This window comes from Paenibacillus sp. AK002 (assembly GCF_053903045.1).
This window is the reverse complement of the sequence record NZ_CP096377.1, coordinates 903,650-922,953: the sequence shown is the minus strand read 5'-3', so window position 1 is coordinate 922,953 and position 19,304 is coordinate 903,650. Positions and strand designations below refer to the sequence as shown.

Genomic DNA, 19,304 nt, shown 5'->3' with positions numbered 1-19,304 from the left:
TTCCCTCCATGCCCTATCCTCTTTTATTCTTCTCCAATAGCCTCATTTATCTTTTGTTTAATTAAGTCGGCTTTTGCGCCAAATACAGCCTGAACCCCGCCTTTTACTTCTAATACTGCAGTAGCACCCAGTTCTTTAATTGTATCCTTATCTACTTTCGATACATCTTTGACTGCAACACGAAGTCTCGTAATACATGCATCGACATCTTCCAGGTTCTCCTTGCCACCAAGCGCATTCAGTACTTTCATCGCGGTCTCTCCAATACTGTCCTTGGTTTCAACCGATACGCTCTCCCCATCACTTTCACGTCCCGGTGTCGCCACGTTGAATTTCGTAATTAAGAAGCGGAACACAATGTAATAGATGACAGCCCAGAAGAGCCCCACAATAATGACATAGATCCAATTCGTTTTGGCATTCCCCTGCAGAACCCCAAAGAGCATGAAGTCGATGGCCCCGCCAGAGAAGGTATTCCCGATACGAACGGATAACATATCCGCGATCATAAAGGATAGACCATCTAGAGCCGCATGAATCACATATAACCAGGGAGCGACGAATAAGAACATAAACTCAATCGGCTCCGTGATCCCTGTCAGGAACGATGTCAGCGCTGCACTAAAGAACAAACCAAACACAAGCTTGCGACGGTGCTTCGGAACGCAATGATACATCGCAAGACATGCCGCAGGAAGACCAAACATCATCGTAGCAAAACGTCCTGCAAAAAAACGGGTTCCTTCGGAGAACATTCCAACATGATTCGGATCAGCCAGTTCGGCAAAAAAGATTTTCTGCGCACCCACCACTTGCTGACCTGCAACCGTGGCGACACCGCCCAGCTCTGTGAACCAGAACATCGGATAAATCATATGGTGTAGACCGACAGCACCTGTAAGACGAAGCAAGAATCCGTATAAATAGGTACCGAAATATCCCATTCCGGCTACAGCAGTCCCTGCCGCTACCAGCCAGCCTTGAAACGTAGGCCAGATTAAGAAGAAGATCCCGCCTACAAAAATAGCACTAAAAGATGAGACGATCGGAATAAACCGTGAGCCTCCAAAAAATCCTAGAAAGGAAGGTAATTGAATCCCACGGTATCGATTGTTCAAATAAGTAACCAGGATACCAATGACAATAGCCCCTACAACTCCGGTGTCAATGGATTCAACGCTTGGATTAAATACCGTGATCATTGCACCAATCGATGCATTCATAACCAGGAACGAGACGGCTGCCGCCAGCGCAGCAGTACCTTTATCCTTTTTCGCTAGCCCCACGGCAAGGCCAATACACATGATTAGCGCTAAGTTGGCAAACACAACGTTGCCGGCTGCCGACATAATTTGAAAAACAGCTTGTAAAAACCGCGTATTCAGAATCGGATATGCAGCAATCGTATTCGCATTCGATAAGGCTCCCCCAATCCCAAGCAGCAAACCCGCAGCAGGTAGGATTGCAATCGGTAACATAAATGACTTACCAAGCTTTTGCAACTGTTTAAACATGGATTTTCCTCCTATTGGATCAATCATTGTATTCCATCGCGATATGCCAATTCTACATCATGAAATTATTTTAGTAAATATAATTTAACTAAAATAATTTTATTTTTGGTAATTAATCTATGACGCTTAGCATGAACAATCACAATAAAAAACCTGTGCCCCTCCAGTAGACGAAAAACACGTCAACTTCTGAGGTTCACAGGTACGATGAAAGCTATATTGTTAATCCATTCGATTGTGTTCAAGAATCGTATTCACTGTAATTTGCATCCGACTATTTAAATCCGCATCCTCGAGTAAGATCATACATAAAATATCGATCGCATACATGACGGAAAATTGACTATTTACAAACCTTTCTTTATCAACAAACAATGTATTGGAGACCAAAATAAAAGAGTCCACTTGTTGCGCCAGCGTACTTTCGGAGAAGCTGGTCAGACAGATGACTTTGCACCCATTATTCTTTGCAATTCTGGTTGCGTCGACAATGACAGACGTTTCCCCTGAACTGGAAATCGCAATAACGAAATCATTCTCATTCACTATCGAACTATTGATCAGCATTAAATGAGAATCCGTAATACTCTGCACATTGAAGCCCATACGCAGCAAGCGAAGCATCATTTCCTTCGCTGAAAGTCCCGAGCTCCCGATTCCGTATATGTAAATTCGTGCTGCGCTCTTAATCGCTTCAGCAAGTCGATGCAAATATGTTATGTCCAGTAATTGATTCGAACGCTCAATGACCGTCTGATAGAATTTAGATACTTGTATAAGAATATTGTCCTCCGCCGAAGGAGCCGTCGCAGTACGAAGCCTGCCCAACTGAACCTTCAATTCGGCAAAATTATGGCAACCAATCTTCTTGCAAAAATGCGTGATTGTCCCATTCGAGACACCAACATGGTTCGCCAGCACAGATATATTCATGTTATTAATTGATTGACCTTCTTGAAGAATATAATTCGCTACCAACTGTTCTTTCTTCGAGAAACTCGGATATAACTGCTGAATAACCATATAAATATCCATTGAATCCACCACCGCCATTTGGGAATTATAACAAAAAAAGCATATGGATTCAATATTATTGCTATGGCCGTGAATGCTAGTGCCCATCCTGAATCCTAATTCGTAAAAACGGGTATATAGAGAATGATATCGAGCTCGTCTGAGACCGATTTTTAGTAAACAACGTCCGCTCTGTCCGTCAACGAATATCATAGATGCGGGGACTTCGGGGAGCAGGCTGCTGCAGTTGGTCCTTTGAATAATACCGTACCTTCTTACCATGACAGCTGGCGTATTCAATCTCGGTCCGAGTGCTGTCTCCAATATAGCCATTCACATCGATTACAAAGATTTCGTCCGACATATCGATTTTGCGGAAGTGCAGCTCTTTGAGCCTGCGCTCCTGCTGCTCCGTGATCTCGATTCCGTCGCTTTGCTCAAAAAATCCAACGCTTAGGACGATATGTCCGCTAAGCGTAAGCGAAGCTTCGGCTTCTCGAAATTGCGCTTTAAACTTGGTGGAGCCGCATAGTGTAATCACCTGCATGGCACACCCTCCTTTTGGCTATATTCATGCTTTAAATGGTTCTCGATCTGGCCAGTGCTCAGCGGTCAAACACCCCCCAGGAATATCATGATGCAAGCCATCGTCCAAGGCAACAAGAAGAAGCCCTCCGGTATGGAGAGACTTCTGCCTAATGGTTGTATGGGGAAGCCCCTATCCCTCAACGAGCCAAGATCAATCATTTCCGTAGATGGGTGCATCTCCCCATGCTTCACTCTTCAAACGATAAATTGGCGGGCTCCTCAAGCAGCTCATAGTGAAAATCGAGGTTCGTCGTAGGTACGCTGAGATCCACCTCTTCAAAGCGGAAGCTGTCTACCCACACCTTCCCTGCCCCCATCAGCAGAACACCGATCGAGATCGTCGCGCTGTCCTCGGGTACGTCGAGCACGATCGTATAGTGATTCCAGTGCGTGCTGCCTACGATGCGCCGGTCATTCATATTATCGAACTGGAGCACGTCTTCGGCGCGATTGTCGACGCGCATCCACAGCCCGCAATAGTCCTTCACGTTTTCGGTTTTGACAAATCCGGAGAACCGCATCCGCTTGCCCGCATACTTGCCGGCTTTGAACTGCTGCATCATGGTTGCAAAAGCGCCATCCTCCATCGGCGTAAGGGCTCTTAAGTAACCCGAGGTGCTTCCTTGGTGGACGGTGGTCCGATCGACGCCGATCTCATAATCTTGAGGGTGGCTTCCGCTTAGGAACCAGCCTTTTAATGCGGATTGCGTTTGCTGCTGCATATGATCCTCTCCTTTTTGGTAGCTTGAGTGTTGAGCGTGAACCGCAAAGATTTTGCGGTAACGCCCCGGCGGCATGCCGTATAATTTTTTGAATGCTCTCGTAAACGACTCCTGACTCTCGAAGTGGCAGTGCAGGGAAATGTCGATAATCGCAGCCTCAGTGTGCAGCAGGAACTGCGCCGCATAACAGAGCCTTCGTTTTCTAAGGTAATCCGCGATGTTCATGCCGACCTCCCTCCGAAACAAGCGGTGGAAATGATACGGCGAAAAACCGGCATAGGATGCAATATCCGCGAGGGTCAGCTGCTCCTCCAGATGCTGCTCCATGTACGCGATGCTCTTTTGGATAATACGCTGGGTACTCAAGGTCAGGCCCTCCTTTGTTATTAAGGATACCAAAAGGGACCAGGGCGTTTTTGATCTTTTTTGCCAACATAAGAAAACTGTCGGTCAGCGCATGTTCTCGGAGGTCTTGCCGGAAATAGCGGAGGTAGCGAGATAGCGGAGACCCTCTGCTTGCGATTCAGGTACGCTCATCCTTTGAAGCCCCATTGTTCTCATATAAAAAAGCTCCTTCGATTACGAAAATCGAAGGAGCTTAAATTGCATAACGGGAATTCCCCGTTCCCCGGTTTTATCGGCACAACCGCACTATCCCTGCGGCTTCAGCCGAACGGTGCGCTTGGTGCTTGCGGACTCGTACGCTGCAATGGCAACCCGGGCGGAGAGATAGCCGTCTTCCCCGGTAATTTCGACCGGCTTGCCGTCGCGGATGCTTTCGACAAAGCTGTTGACGAGGCCTTCGTCCATATCATCGCCCCAGAAGCTCCACGACGCTTTACCGGTCACATCGCTGTATACATCGTTTTTCTGGGCAAAAGAATCAATGTTCAGCACGCCTTTGGTGCCGATGATCTCAAGCGTTACGTCCCCCCATGTCGGGAAGGTGCGGTTGCGGGACCAGCTTGGGTCCAGCACGGCCACGACGCCGTTCGCGAATTTGACGTGGACCATGCCGGCGTCGTCAATCTCGGTATCGTTGAACAGCGTTTCCGCATGGGCGTACACTTCCTCGGCCTTGCTGCCGGTAAACCAGTGCATCAGATCCATCACATGGACGGTATGATCCAATACGGCGCCGCCGCCCGATTTCTCCCGTTCAATGAACCAGCCGCCCGGCATGGTTCCCCGGTTGGTTCCCTTCATAGCCAAAATGTCGCCGATCTGCCCTGCGTCAATCGCTTCCTTCGCCTGGCGCACGGACGAAATATATCGGCAAGGAAAAGCGGTCATGAGCTGAACGCCGTTATCCTTGCATACCTGAATCATCTCCAGCATCTCGGCTTCCGATAGGCCCAGCGGCTTCTCGCAAAGCACGTGCTTGCCCGCCGCTGCGGCGCGTTTGGTAATTTCCGCATGACGCGCGTTCTCCGAACAGATGACTACGGCATCCAGTTCTTGTGCCAGCAATTCATTATAGTCGGCATAATACGGAATCCCCCGGTCCACGGAGTAAGGACGAACGCGCTCCGCGTCTTCATCCGCGATTCCGATCACCTCGACGTCATCCCGCTTCAGCATGCCAAAGAGATAGCTTGCCGCATGCATATGGGCAAAGCTGATAAACCCTACTTTCACCTTTTTCATGAAACCGTCCCTCCGATCATCACGGGCTGTCCAGTTTGTGCCGATTGCTCCGCTGCCTGAGCGATTTCAACGGCGTAGCAAGCATCCTTGATGCTGACGAGCGGCTCGCTGCCGTTTCGGATGCACTCGATAAAATGCTGCACCTCGTTATAATAAGGGTCATGGAGGCTCGGACTGGAAGGAACCTGCACAGCAGCTCCCTCCCCGGCCTCGGCGCTAGCCAATTTCAAGTCCAGGGACTGTACCTGATTGCTGTCGAATCGTACGATGCCTTGGTCTCCCGAGATCTCGAACTGCGTCGTAAATGGACCGGGATACCCCCAATATCCGGTTAGACTCGCGATGGCGCTATTTTTAAAATGAAGCGTAAGCTGGGCGTACTCCATCTGCGGCTCGGCCTGCTTCACGGTCGAAGCATAAACCGACTCCACTTCCCCGAACAGCCAGCAGGCAAAATCGATGTCATGAATCATCAGATCCATGATGACGCCGCCGCTCTTGCCAGGGTCGTTGTACCATCCATCCATTCCCTGCGGGTAGGAACCGTACCGCTTAAAGTGAGCCATCTTCGGCGTTCCGATATTGCCCGAGCGGGCCTGCCGATAGGCATCGTGATAGTTCGGGAAGAACCGGACGACATGTCCGATAAACAACCGGACTCCGTGCTTCTCGCAGGCCGCCTTCATCTCCTGCGCATCCTCCAGCGTTAATGCTGCCGGCTTTTCGCAGATGACATGCAGCCCTTTTTCAGCCAGTTTCAGCACAAACGGTTTGTGGAGATAGGTGGGCAGACACACCGCAACCGTTTCCAAATCTTTTTGTTCAAACAGCGACTCTACATCCGTGTATGCCTTCGCCCCGGTCAAAGCGGCAACGCGCTCCGCTCGTTCGGCGTTTATATCAACCACGCCCGTCACCGTTACTCCCGGCATTTTCGCCAAATTGTGCGCATAGGCCGTCCCCATCGTGCCGCAGCCCAATATCGCTATGTTCATGCTTATCCCTCCAGTATGCCTATAATGACATGGATCATCAGGTGATGCCGTATCCGCCGTCCGCGATACCGCCCACCCTGTTACATTCTTCATGTAACATGACATTCCTGCCTGTATTCCTCAGGATTCGTGCTTTTTTGAACTTATGCCGCTAACTTGGTAAAGTGTATATATAGAGCAGAGAGAAAGGGTGTAGCGAGAACATGTCAGAACTTGTCGTACAAACGAAAGACGGGCGCATTCAAGGCCTTACGGAAAACGGAGTGCGCGTATGGAAGGGAATTCCTTATGCGAAGCCACCGGTTGGCCCGCTGCGGTTCCGTTCTCCTGTGCCCCCCGATTCATGGGACGGGATTAGAGAAACTACCGCTTTCAGTCCCATGTGCCTTCAGCCGCTTGAATCCACATCCAGCATGCTTGGCGGCGGCGTGACCAAGACGGTATCCGAGGATTGCCTATATCTCAATGTGTGGGCACCCCGGAACATGCCGGCGGAGCCGCTGCCCGTCATGGTATGGATTCACGGGGGCGCTTTTGTCACAGGCTCGGGCAGCTTGCCAAGCTATAACGGCGCGCCCTTCGTTCTCCGCGGAGACGTGATCGTGGTTACGCTCAATTACCGGCTGGGTCCCCTCGGCTTTCTCCATCTCTCTCCATACGGCGAAGCCTATTCCTCCAATACCGGTTTATTGGACCAGGTCGCTGCCCTGGAATGGGTGCGGGACAATATCGCGGCCTTCGGCGGCGATCCGGAGCGGGTTACGGTATTCGGGGAATCAGCGGGCAGCATGAGCATTGCAGCGTTACTGGCGATGCCTGCAGCCAAGGGACTGTTCCACCGGGCGATCATGGAGAGCGGCGCTGCCCAGGTCATGGTTCCGGAACAGGCACGGATGATAACGGCCGGCTTGCTTAAAGAGCTGGGCATTACGCCTGACAAAATCCATCAGCTGGATTCCCTGACAGGCGAGTCGATATTCGAAGCCGGGGAAAGGCTGAAGAAGCAGATCGGACCCGGCGTCAACATGATCTTTCAGCCGGTTCTGGATCCGGACACTTTGCCGCATGATCCGCTGCAGGCCATTCAATCGGGATGGGCCAAGGACGTGCCGATCCTGATCGGGACGAATCTCGATGAAGGGGCTTTGTTCTTCCGGCCGGACATGCCGCTTGTGAAGGAAGACGTCCTTGTCCGCACCGTGGAGATGATGACCGGCATTGAGGATGCCGCCCCCATCACCAAGGAATACCCGTACAGCATCGACGGACATGCCCAGATTATGACCGATCTGTACTTCTGGCGCTCGGCCCTGCAATTCGCTTCCGCACAGTGCAAACACGCGCCGGTATGGATGTATCGGTTCGATTGGACCTTGCCGGACCATCCGGTGCTCGGCAAAGCGATGCATGCCCTGGAAATCCCGTTTGTATTCAACACGCTGGCGCTGTTTGAGAACATCGGCGTTCAAGTCGATGCGGCCACGCAAGCCCTGTCGGACCGGATCCAGGATGCCTGGATTGCCTTTGCGCGGAACGGCTCGCCGGATACGGAGGCGCTGCCGTGGCCAGCTTATGATCCGGCTTTGCGTTCAACGATGATATTCAACAACGACAGCAGGATCATCGAGGACCCGGATGCGGAGAAGCGGAACATGCTGCAATTATAATAGCGACACGTCATGAACCAGGGAATCCTTTATCGATTGGAACCCTGGTAGCATCAAAAAAGCTGTATTCCAGGCATGACAGCATGCCGGAATACAGCTTTTCGTTATGATGGGTCGTACAAGGACTTACTGCTGATTGCGGGCTCCGCAGCCCCCTGCTGCAGCGAAGGGCTGAGAGGACTAAGTGCTCCTAAGAAATGCGTAGCCGCCTTATTTTACAGCCCCCTGCGTAATGCCGTTGATGATCCACTTTTGCGCGAACAGATAGATGATGATCATCGGCAGCATCGCCATCAGATAGGAGGCAAAGGCCAGATTGAAGTCCGTGTTGAACTGCCCTTGGAATATATACTGCACCAATGGCAGCGTGTAGGAATTCGTATCGCTGATAATGATGAGCGGCAGCAGGAAGTCATTGTAGGTCGAGAGGCAGATCAGAATGCCCACCGTCGCATTGATCGGGGCCATGATCGGGAATATGATTCTCCAGAATGTTCCCCAAGTCGACGTGCCGTCCACTCGGGCCGCTTCCTCCAACGCAACCGGGATGGATTTAATATAACCTACGTACACAAATACGTTAAACGCCAAGGCATAAACGGTATGCAGGATGGTGAGCCCGACCAGATTCGTCATATGGAACCCGGCCGTCAGCTTGACCAGCGGCAGCATAATGATCGGGAACGGAATGAACATCGCGCTGATGAAATAGAAGTACAAGCCTTTGAAGAACTTCCGGTTCATATTGCGGGCAATGGCATACGCGACGAGCGAATTCGTCAGCAGGGTCAGCACCACCGTGGCCGTTGTCACCATGGCGCTGTTGCCCAGCGCATTGAAGAAATTCGTCATTTTTATGGCGTTCGCGAAATTCTCGAAATGCAGGTCTTTCGGCAGGCCGAACACCGATGCCAGCATGTCCTCCGGCGTTTTGAGCGCAATCGTAATCGTCATATACAACGGGAACAGGATCAATATCGTTCCCAATGTGATGAGAATCATCACCGTCCAGTTGGTTTTCGTCCGCATTACATGTCCCCCTCTCTTCTCTGCAGGAACCGAATCTGCACAATGGATATCGTGGCAATCAGGATGAAGTAGATCACGGAGTTAGCCGATTGGTAAGCAAACTCGCCTCCCTCGAAGCCGCCGGTATATATCAGGTGAGAGATGGACTGCGTTGCCCGCCCCGGGCCGCCGTTGGTGAGGGCTACGATCTGATCGAAGACCATCAGTGAATTCTTCATCGCCAGCACCATGTTGATCGTAAAGAACGGCGCGATCAGCGGGAACGTTATTTTCCAGAACTCCTGCCACCGGTTCGCTCCGTCAAGATTGGAAGCCTCATAAAGCGTACCGGGAATGGTCTGGAGCCCGGCAAGATACAGAATCGTGTTGTAGGCAATGCCCTGCCATACCGCGACCACCACGATGCCGATCCAAGCATGCTGTTCACTGCCCAGGATATTGGTCGACAACCACCCGATCCCCAGGTTCTGTCCCCAAATGGTGAACACATTCGAGAACAGATAGTTGAATATGTAACCTACAATCAGCACGCTCAGAATATTCGGAAGAAAATAGATGCCCCGAAAGAAATTCCTCGCCTTGATTCTGGCGTTCAGGCCCATGGCAATCAGCAGACTGAAGATGTTGATGAGGATGGTGACCACGACCGCGAATTTGAATGTGAACCAATACGCATTGCCCACGTTGCCATCCTTGAACAGATTGACGTAATTCTTGAAACCGATGAAGTCGAAGTTATCGCCGAATCCGTTCCAGTTCGTGAAGGAGTAATACACCCCCTGCAAAGCCGGCAGCGTCAGAAATACGAAGAACAGCACGACCGCCGGCACGGTCATCAAGTAATAAGGCATAAGCCGCTTGTTCATGTTGGGTCCTCCTCAATGCTTCTTGGATATCGTTTGAAGAAAATACCGCCTTCCGCCCGTTAACGCCTGTCAGCTACCTTGTCCCATTCGGTGTCCAGCTTCTTCAGATACCCGTCGATATCCCGGTTCTGGAGGAAGGATTGGATCACCGAGTTCAGCTGCACCGCCGCGGGAATGTAGTGGTCGGCAAAATCGATGACCTGGCCCCGCTCCAGATATGGCAGCAGCTCTGCGACGGCGGGATCCTCCTGCTTCACGCCCTCCACGGTGGAGAACAGCGTTTGCTCCGTTATATATTGCTTGCTATTCTCAGGCTCCAGCAGAAATTGAATGAAACGCTGAGCCTCCTCTTTATGCTTCGAATCCTCGGAAATAGCCAGTAAGGTATCCACGCCCGAAATCAGTTTGTTCTCCTCCGGACGATCGCCGGTCGGCAGCGGAAAGAAGCCGATCGGCGCATCCGGATTCGCCTTCCGGATTTCCGGTATGGCCCAGGTTCCCTGGATATACATGGCGGATTCCCCCCTCGCGAAATCCCGGTTCCCGTCCGCGTAGTTTTTGCCGAAGTTGTCCCCATGGCCATAATCCATCAGTGCGAGCTGCTTCTCCGCAATCTCCCGGTATTTTTCGGCAAACGTTACGGTGCCTTCCCGCCGATGCATGTAAAATTCAATGCCTTCCAGGTTGGAAGCCAGTGCGTTAAACGGCAGCACTGTCTGCCAATCGTCTTTATATGTGAAATAAAACGGGATTTTCCCCGCATCCTTGGCCTTCTGCGCCGTAGCCAGCAGCTCGTCCCAGGTCTTGGGAACGCTGAGCCCCAGCTCCTTGAAAATTTCCTTATTGTACATGACGCCGTTAGCGTTAGTGGAATAGGGAATGCCCGTAACCTCGTCCATGCCAGCTACGTCCTTCAGCATCTGGACATAAGTCTCATCCACCCGGCTCAGCAGCGGGTTATCCGTCAAATCCATAAATATGCCGCTTTGGGCCAGCAATGAATACGTATCGGTTGCCCCCATGCCGATAATGTCGGGAATGTCATTCTTGACGACTCTTGTCTTGAGCACCGTCTCCGCATCCGGCGGATTTACCTGAACCACCTTGATCTCGGATTGGGACTCGTTAAATTTCTCGATGAGTGCATCAAAGGAGCCTTTCGCTTCAGGCTTGTTCTGAAAAAACTCAATCTGCACGCGTCCTGAGTCCTCTTGAGCGCCGCAAGCGGTCAGCATCCCTACGGTCATCAAACACGCCGCAATCCATTTAGCTAGCTTCATGGTCTGCCCCCCGTTTCCTATCCTGATGTTATATGGTCGATCTCCATGTTAATTTACTACCCTATTTGCTTGGTTGGTAAACCTCCCGGACGCCGAGGCGACGCTCTCTTCACCTAATGGGACAAAACAAAAAAGCCAGCAGATCAGGCTCTTCAACCTGATCTGCTGGCAAGGATTGGCTATCTGTTTATAGCCTGATCCAACCTACTCCAGCCATTTTTTATGAATGTCCGCAAACTTGCCTTGCAGCTTCATTTCGTCGATCCACATTTCCAGATAGCTTGCATATTCAAAGTCGCCGCGAGGAATCATGTAGCCTTTTTCGCTGTTCGTGAACGGCTTGTCCGTCAAAGCGGCATACAGTCTGGAATCCGCCTTCGCATACGTAATCGCTTCGATTGTATCGGTGATCATCACGTCATACGTACCGTCTGCTACCAAATGCGGGATATCCAGGTTGTTCGGAACAACCGTCACATTCGCTTTGGTCAAGTGCTCGCGCACGAATACTTCGTTCGTTCCGCCCGGATTCACGCCGATGCGAACCGAGGGTTTATTGATATCTTCAACCGTCAGGTATTTGTCTTTGTCTTCTGCACGGATCAATGGAGCTTTACCGAAGGAAATGTACCCTTGGGATACATAAGCCGTTTTTTGTCTAGCCGTGTTGCGGGTAACGCCGCCCACTGCGATGTCGAACTTATCAGCCTGCAAGTCCTTCATCATGTTGGACCAAGTCGTGTTGACGTAGCGTACTTCCACGCCAAGGTCTTTACCGAGCTCTTCCATGGCGTCAACATCATAACCTTCATACTCTTTTGTAGCAGGATTCAAATATGTAAACGGTTTGTAATCCCCTGTCATACCAACCCGGATGTAGCCTCTTTCGATAATTTCGTCAAGCTGGGAAGCCGCTTGCTTCTTCAGTTGACCAGGTGCATTGGTCGAAGCGGATTTAGCCGATACTTCCGGCGATGTAAGGACCTCGTTTGCCGCAAAGCCCGTTGCTACCAATGATAAGCTGACTACCCCTGCTATTAATACCTTTTTCCAATTCTTAGCCATGTTTTCGTTTCCTCCAGTTTTCTTCTAGTTGTACTTCTTGATGCCCCTTGGTTGGCAGTGGCATCGATCTGCCTTAAACACGCTGAACCTCTTCTTGCTTGTACTTTCTCTGACTTACTGCTTCGCATGCTTGCGATTCGAACCGTTTTCCTTCCAGGCATCCCCCCTCTCAAGTCCCCTTACGCACAGGTCCGTAAGATCCAGGGAATGCTAGAGACTGAATTTGCCAAGCTCTTTGCTGAGCTCTTGAGCAACCGTCTCCAGTTGTTTAACGGAGTTTGAAATCTCCTTGATGGTTGCAATCTGATCTTCCATCGCAGCCGTCACGTTCTGTGCGTCATTGGAAGTCAGATCCGCAATGGATTTCAGCTCTTCAACCGAAGCGCTGACCTGTTCCGATCCAGCGGACATTTCTTCGGATGCCGCCGATACTTCCAGAATGTGATCCGCCACGTTGCGGGTCGCATTCAGAATGTTATCGAATTTCTCGCGCACATCTTCAATCAACGCAATGCCGTCCTGTACATCCTTACGGCTGACGTCCATGACCTGTACCGCGTTGATCGTGTCCTCGCGTATTTCCGTAATCAGCTTCGCGATCTGATCGGTCGAAACCTCGGACTGTCCAGCCAGCTTCTTGACTTCTTCAGCCACGACCGCAAAGCCGCGTCCGTGCTCGCCCGCTCTGGCAGCCTCGATGGAAGCGTTCAGGGACAGCAGACGGATCCGGGAGGTGACTTCCGTGATAAAGCTCAGAATTTGTTCGATTTCCGAGGAACGCTCATTCAAACGCTCAATGGCCGTGCCCACCTTGGACGTACCTGCGCCGATGTTGCCGATCTGTTTCACGGCTTGCTCAACGACAACCGATCCGGTCTCCGCTTGGCTGGCAGCTTCCTGCGCGGCTTCGGACACCATCGAGGACGTCTCGGCGATTTTGACGATCCCGCTGGCCATGTCGCTCATGGACGTCGCGATTTCGTTGGAGCTTGAGGCGTGGGCTTGCGCACCGCTGGCAATCTGGCGAATGGAGGACCCGATTCGGTCCACGCTGTCCATGGCCGTATCCACCCCGCTCGAGACGGTTTCCGTAACCGACATGACCTGGCGGGAGGAATCGTTCACGCCGAGGACCAAATGCTTCAGATGCGATACCGTCTGATTAAAATCACTCGAAAGTACGGCCACCTCATCCTTGCCGCTAACCTGAATGGTCTTGGTCAAATCGCCTGCCGCGACTTCCTTCACAGCCGTATTGAGCCTGCGGATCGGCCGGACGATCTGGGCCGTGAACCAAATTGCTGCAGCGGCGGATACGACCAGGGCGGCAACCGAGATAATGACTAACGTAAACGACATCTCCTTGATCGGAGCATTCAGCTCATGGGTCGGTGCCGTCACGAAGACCCCCCAGTTCAAGTTGGACGGTGCATAAGCCGCCGAATACTCGGTACCTTCCAATACATAATCGAACTCGCCTGGTCTGCCCTGGCTGACCTCTTCGTAGGCCTTCGTCAATTCGGCGCTGTCAACGTCCTTCACGTTTGATTGAAGGACAAGCTCCTCTTGCGGATACCACATGAACGTCCCCGATTTGCTCAGAAGAAAAGCATATCCGGTGTCTCCGAACGTTTGGGAGGATACCGTTTTTTGTACTTCGTTAATTGGAAGGGTGGAGCCCATGTAGCCGTACTGTTTTCCATCCTTCATCAGCGGAATGATCATCGTAACGATGTTGTTGCCCGTCCGCTTGGATAGCACCGGCTCCGACACGACCAGCTTGCCTTCGCCCTTCCCGGCTTCCTGATAATGGACGCGGTCGGACACGTCGGTCACCTCGCCCAGAAAGTTAATGACGTTCTTCCCCGTCAAATCGTACGAGAAGAAGAAGGTCTCAAATTCCTTGTTCACTTCCTGCGCAGCCTGAATCAACTGCAGATCTTGCTCTTTGTTACCCGTAATGAATTTCCCGATGCTTTCCACCTTGGCAATCTCTACATCAAGAAACTGGTCGATCTGAAGCGCCAGCTTCTCCGCGCTAAGCTGCGCTTCCTTGTCCAGGCTCTCCTGCAGCAAGTCAGATGACCGACTGTAAGTTACGGCAAAAACGGATCCAAGACTGACTAGCAAGAGCAAACAAATCATTGTAATCATCTTTTGCTTAAGACTCTTTAGCATGCTGTAAATCCTCCCCCAATAAGTAGCGCTTTGGTCCTATCCGATCATTCGTCCAAAATTTTTGCAAGTGCTCTTTTTTCTGTAAGGACTTTCTCTCTACATACAAAAACGAACAGGCAATGTCGAAAAATGTTGGTGTAAAATGGGGAGATAAGACTCCGCTTTATAAGTTATCGGTAGCATTTGTCCAATATTTGAGAGTTTGGCGAAACTTTTTACATAATTCGACTTTTAGGTCGTTTATGTAAAAATAGATGGGTTATAGTTCTAAATGCCTATTTCAAATGAAAGAAATTACATATATCTTTAGACCTTGTTGGCAATCGGCTGCGGCGGCACCACCCTCAGTCGTTGGGGCGGCTGGCCGTCTCCGAAAGCCGCGCGGAATCATAGCACAGCTGCAGAAAAGCCAAAAAGGCTGCCCCATTGAAGCAGAAGGATCTGCTTGAGGGACAGCCTTATTTCATTCGTCGACCCTTAACCTGCCTTAATGGACAAATAAGGATCTTTGTTCGTTGTAAACATGGAGCAGCGTATAGCGGCTGTATCGAACCTTGTGGGCTTCAGCCAGGCTTCGTTCCAGCAGCTCATCGCCGATCGGAAGCTCCGACACCCCGGCCGGGCCGCCTACCATGCGCATCAGGTCGCCCAGCACTTCCGGCTCCGGGAGCTGCGTAATATGCGACCGGATGTCGTTCCACTGCAGCGCCATTCGCCGTTTTATATCTTCCGCGCCCGGGGAGGAGCCTCCATTCAGCTCAATCCCCTGCTCTCCGATACGATGATACAGCTTCGAGATTTCCACGCAAGCGGCTCCTACTTTGGCACCGTGCAGCAGCTGTTTCTTCCCTAAACGGATAAACTCCATCTCCCAATAATGGGACAGGTGATGCTCCGAACCCGAAGCCGGATGGGATTGGCCGAACAGCAGCATCGCCAGGCCGGATTCGACGAGCGCCCCCATCAAGATGCGTACGCCATCCTCGCTCCGCTTCGCAATCTGTTCCACCGCGTTCACGCACTGGCTGAGCGCGGATTTCGTCATATCCGCCGAAATTTTCAAATATGGCTCGTCGGCCACCAAACTGCCGAACTTCCAGTCGAACAGCGATGTGTACTTGCCCAGCATATCCCCGAATCCGGCGGCGGTTAACCGGGAGGGAGCAGCCATGAGAATATCGACGTCCGCGAATATCGCGCTTGGTCCGATGGCCGGAATCGTTATCTTCTCGCCCCGTACAATGACTGGCGCTCCCTTGGAATTAAATCCATCCACCGATGCGGCCGTAGGTATGGAGATGAACGGAACGCCCGCGGTATAGGCGGCGTAACGGCTAATATCGTGAATCGTCCCTCCGCCTACCGCCAGCACCGCCTTCGCTCCGCTATGCTGGATATCCAATATGACCTGGATCAGGGATACTTCATCCGCGATGACATCTCCCTTCCGGTCCGGAAGCAGCCGGGTGACCTGGACCCCAATCGAGGATTTCGCGAGCAGATTCAAAAGCCTCTGGCCCGCTTGGTCATAGGTATTGCCGTCCACGACCATGACCACCGAGGTCCACCTTTTCGTCTCAAGGTAGCCCGCCACCTCGTCTAATGCTCCGTGCTGGATCTGAACCAGCTCTACTTCGTCCAGATTCGCAAGCTGATGGGCCGGTAAATCCGCTGCTAGACTCCGGACATTCGATAAAATGGAGGTCATATCCGCGCACCCTTCTTTCCGGTTACCGCCATCGCCGGCAGCGGGTCATTGCAGGTCATGCCGGTAACCCCGCACTCCAGCGAATACCGGACGCCCTGCTCATCGTCCGGGCAATAGCTCCAGACCAGCAGACCCTGTGCCTGGAACCCGGCAACGATTTCCGGCGTAAGCAGTGACATCTCCACGCCGATCCCCCACATTTTGGCGTAGGTGCCCTCCTCTCCGAAGTCAAAGCCGGACATTTTCTCGCCCGGAAACCCCTGAGTCTTTTGGCCATGCGTTTCATGGATATAGGTCAGAACCTGAGCATCGAAGCAGGTGAATACGCAGCGCGGCAGGTACCCGTACCGGTTCAGTATGTCCATCGCCAGGTCGGCGGCCTCTTGGGCATCGGGACTGGGCTTAATCTCCACGTTGCATAGAACCTCGGGGTATTCCCGAAGCAGTTCGCAAAGCTCCGTAAGCGTCGGGATCTTCAAGCCTTCGAATTCCCGGGCAAACCAGCTGCCCGCATCCAAAGCCTTCAGCTCCGCAAGCGTATAATCCCTTACCTCGCCGGCACCATTGGTCGTACGCTGAACCGTTGCATCATGGATAACCACCACCTCCTTATCCTTCGTCAGCCGAAGATCAAACTCCAGCATGTCAACGCCTAACTCCAGTGCCTTGCGAAAGGCCAGCAGCGTATTTTCCGGATAAGCCGATTTATACCCGCGATGTGCAGCCACCATCATAGAGGATGGTTCCCGTAGTCGTTCGATCATATATCCTGCCACTCCTTTACCTGTTGTTATTGGCCCAGAATCCGCTCCGTCTCTTTCTTGAAGGTATCCAGTGTTGCCGGGATATCCTTGCTGTCATACATGATCGCTTCCATGGCCGAGAAGAACTCATGCATAATCTCAGGCCATGCCACATCCTTATTGGTATCTGTAGCGAATTCCAGCTGATCATAGGCGACTTTGCGGTTCGGTTCTTTGGCCCACAGTTCTTGGATCTTCTCCGACTCCACCATCTTCTTCGTGAAAGGCAGGTAACCGGATTGCAAAATAAATTCAAGAGCGCCTTCCTCTTCCATCTCCATCCACCGGATGAACTCCCATGCCGCTTCCTTGTTTTTGGAAGAAGACAGCATCGTCACGTTCGCGCCTCCGGTCGGATTCGCATACACTTCGTCCTTAGGCAGGAATGCCGTCACGTAATCGAAATCCACCGCGCTGGACAATCCGCCGATCGATCCCGTGGATTGGTACATCATCCCGACTTTGCCTTCCACAAACATGCTGTTTACGATGTTTCCGGAATCCTGAGCGGGCGGATAATACAAAGCGCCCGTGCTTTGCAGGTCTTTCAGGTAAGTGAACATTTTGACACCGGCACCGTTATCCGAAAAGCCGATCGACGTATTGTCGTCATTGAAGAACGTGCCGCCGGCTTGCGAAATCATGGCAATCGGATACCAAGTGTCGTAAGGCATCGTGACGCCGTATCGCTTATACTCGCTGCCTTCCTTGACCACCAGCGCGTTCGCGACCTCCTTCATTTCCTCCCATGTCGTCGGGATTTGAAGCCCGAGCTCATCCAGCAGGGTTTTGTTCACGTGCAGGATCGGGGTGGAACGGTTCAGCGGCAGCGACACCAATTGATCATTGAAGGTGGAGTGTCCCATTAAACCGGCAGTGAAGTCGTCTGCGCTGATGCCGGAGCCTTCAAGAAAAGGCGTCAGATCCTCAAGGACCTCCGAATCCGCGAACATCTGGATGTAGGCTCGCTCGAGCATGCTGACATCCGGGCCGGTGCCGGATGCAATGGCCTGCTGCAGCTTGGTTACCGTTTCGTCGTAGCTGCCCTGGAAGGTGCCTACGACTTCGATATCCTCATGGGATGCATTAAAGCGCTGAATGAGCGCGTCCATGTATTCCCCGTTCTTGCCTCCCAGCGAGTGCCAGAACTGTACCGTGGTTTTCCCCTTGTCTCCGGACGGGGCTTCGGTTCCCCCGCTTCCCGGCGCTTCGCCGGGCTCAGCCGAACCTCCTCCACCGCATGCGGCAAGCAAACTGAACAGCAGGATGACGGATAGGCGTGTATACCATTTGGATTTCATGTGATTCATTCCTCCATTAATTATTCGATTATGAATGGCTGAAACCTGTCATTTCCTGTAATTATTTAATGCCTGAATAAACAAATGCCTTCACGATGTGCTTCGAACAGAACAAATAGACAAGCAGGATGGGCACTACCAGAATCACGTTGCCAGCCATGATGATATGCCAGTTGCTGATGCCCTCGGTCTCCCGCAGCATGGCGATCCCCAAGGTCAGCGGCCGGACGGCTGCCGAATCGGTCATGACAAGCGGCCAGAAATAGTCGTTCCAGTGACTGACGAAGCTGAACAGCGCAATGGTGGCAAGTGCCGGCTTCGACATGGGAATCATGATCTTCCGGATGATTTTGAACTCGCTGGCGTTATCCAGACGGGCCGCTTCGATGATTTCCTCCGGAATCTGCATGAAGTATTGCCGCAGCAGGAAGATGCCGAAGGCATTCGAAATGAACGGAATAATCTGCGGGAGCAAGGTTTTGACCAATCCCCAATCCGCCATCATCAGATAAACCGGGATGAACGTAACCTGCCCCGGGATCATGAAGGCCAGTAGGATCATCCCGAACAGCAGCGTTTTTCCCGGGAATTTATACTTGGCAAAAGCATACGCGGCCGGAATCATGATCAGGAACTGCAGTACGATGATGGAGCCGGTGACGACAACCGAGTTCCTGAAATAGGTCAGGAAAGGCCCCGCATTCATCGCTTCCGCGAAATTCCCCCACTGCGGCGAAGCCGGAATCCACGTCGGCGGAAACGTCATCGTCTCCCGGAATGTCTGGAGCGATGTGGAGATCATCCACAGGAACGGAAAGATGAAAATCATGAGCACTGCAGCCTTCAGCAAATAGCCCAGCGCCGTCCATACGATTTTTAAGTCAAAGGTCTTCAAACCGTGCCTCCTTTCTTCGTGGCCAAAGCCTT

General features: G+C 51.9%; 16 protein-coding genes. 1 reads left to right on the top strand and 15 read right to left on the bottom strand.

The window, feature by feature from the left end; genetic code table 11:
- Positions 1-23 precede the first annotated feature (23 nt).
- The 6 genes from M1D70_RS03970 to M1D70_RS03945 form a co-directional block, all read right to left on the bottom strand.
- The gene (locus tag M1D70_RS03970; RefSeq protein ID WP_456289188.1) at positions 24-1,514 is read right to left on the bottom strand and encodes a PTS transporter subunit EIIC; all 1,491 of its coding nucleotides are present in this window, start codon (positions 1,512-1,514) and stop codon (positions 24-26) included.
- A gap of 222 nt (positions 1,515-1,736) precedes the next feature.
- Positions 1,737-2,567: an SIS domain-containing protein gene (locus M1D70_RS03965; protein WP_433938370.1), complete on the bottom strand. Its 831-nt coding sequence runs from the start codon at positions 2,565-2,567 to the stop codon at positions 1,737-1,739.
- A gap of 160 nt (positions 2,568-2,727) precedes the next feature.
- Entirely contained in the window at positions 2,728-3,075 is a 348-nt protein-coding gene (locus M1D70_RS03960; protein ID WP_456289187.1) for a hypothetical protein, read from the bottom strand.
- Positions 3,076-3,304: 229 nt separating this feature from the next.
- Positions 3,305-4,204 (bottom strand): helix-turn-helix domain-containing protein, encoded by a 900-nt coding sequence (locus tag M1D70_RS03955; protein WP_009590758.1) that lies wholly within the window; start codon positions 4,202-4,204, stop codon positions 3,305-3,307.
- Positions 4,205-4,489: 285 nt separating this feature from the next.
- On the bottom strand, positions 4,490-5,485 hold the full coding sequence (locus M1D70_RS03950; RefSeq protein WP_009590760.1) for a Gfo/Idh/MocA family protein: 996 nt from the start codon (positions 5,483-5,485) through the stop codon (positions 4,490-4,492).
- Positions 5,482-6,480 (bottom strand): Gfo/Idh/MocA family protein, encoded by a 999-nt coding sequence (locus M1D70_RS03945; protein WP_456289186.1) that lies wholly within the window; start codon positions 6,478-6,480, stop codon positions 5,482-5,484. The genes M1D70_RS03950 and M1D70_RS03945 overlap by 4 nt, the downstream gene beginning before the upstream one ends.
- A 203-nt stretch (positions 6,481-6,683) precedes the next feature.
- Here M1D70_RS03945 and M1D70_RS03940 point away from each other — a divergent pair, with 203 nt between their 5' ends.
- Positions 6,684-8,147, top strand: coding sequence for a carboxylesterase/lipase family protein (locus M1D70_RS03940; RefSeq protein WP_456289185.1), 1,464 nt, complete (start codon positions 6,684-6,686; stop codon positions 8,145-8,147).
- A gap of 210 nt (positions 8,148-8,357) precedes the next feature.
- Here the strand turns inward: M1D70_RS03940 and M1D70_RS03935 are convergent, their stop codons facing one another.
- The 9 genes from M1D70_RS03935 to M1D70_RS03895 form a co-directional block, all read right to left on the bottom strand.
- Positions 8,358-9,176: a carbohydrate ABC transporter permease gene (locus M1D70_RS03935; protein WP_009590769.1), complete on the bottom strand. Its 819-nt coding sequence runs from the start codon at positions 9,174-9,176 to the stop codon at positions 8,358-8,360.
- Complete coding sequence (locus tag M1D70_RS03930; RefSeq protein ID WP_009590746.1) at positions 9,176-10,042, bottom strand: carbohydrate ABC transporter permease; 867 nt, start codon at positions 10,040-10,042, stop codon at positions 9,176-9,178. Before M1D70_RS03930 ends, M1D70_RS03935 begins: the two co-directional genes overlap by 1 nt.
- Positions 10,043-10,101: 59 nt before the next feature.
- A complete protein-coding gene (locus M1D70_RS03925) occupies positions 10,102-11,322 on the bottom strand; it encodes an ABC transporter substrate-binding protein (protein WP_456289184.1) in 1,221 nt (406 codons plus the stop codon).
- A gap of 204 nt (positions 11,323-11,526) precedes the next feature.
- The gene (locus tag M1D70_RS03920; protein ID WP_009590759.1) at positions 11,527-12,387 is read right to left on the bottom strand and encodes a transporter substrate-binding domain-containing protein; all 861 of its coding nucleotides are present in this window, start codon (positions 12,385-12,387) and stop codon (positions 11,527-11,529) included.
- Between the two features lie 210 nt (positions 12,388-12,597).
- Positions 12,598-14,565: a methyl-accepting chemotaxis protein gene (locus M1D70_RS03915; protein WP_009590768.1), complete on the bottom strand. Its 1,968-nt coding sequence runs from the start codon at positions 14,563-14,565 to the stop codon at positions 12,598-12,600.
- A 487-nt stretch (positions 14,566-15,052) separates the two neighbouring features.
- Positions 15,053-16,273, bottom strand: a complete 1,221-nt coding sequence (locus M1D70_RS03910) for a sn-glycerol-1-phosphate dehydrogenase (protein ID WP_456289183.1) — start codon at positions 16,271-16,273, stop codon at positions 15,053-15,055.
- On the bottom strand, positions 16,270-17,037 hold the full coding sequence (locus tag M1D70_RS03905; protein WP_456289182.1) for a glycerophosphodiester phosphodiesterase family protein: 768 nt from the start codon (positions 17,035-17,037) through the stop codon (positions 16,270-16,272). The genes M1D70_RS03910 and M1D70_RS03905 overlap by 4 nt, the downstream gene beginning before the upstream one ends.
- A 26-nt stretch (positions 17,038-17,063) precedes the next feature.
- A complete protein-coding gene (locus tag M1D70_RS03900; RefSeq protein WP_456289181.1) occupies positions 17,064-18,377 on the bottom strand; it encodes an ABC transporter substrate-binding protein in 1,314 nt (437 codons plus the stop codon).
- 61 nt (positions 18,378-18,438) lie between these two features.
- The gene (locus M1D70_RS03895; protein ID WP_009590747.1) at positions 18,439-19,272 is read right to left on the bottom strand and encodes a carbohydrate ABC transporter permease; all 834 of its coding nucleotides are present in this window, start codon (positions 19,270-19,272) and stop codon (positions 18,439-18,441) included.
- Between the last annotated feature and the right edge of the window lie 32 nt (positions 19,273-19,304).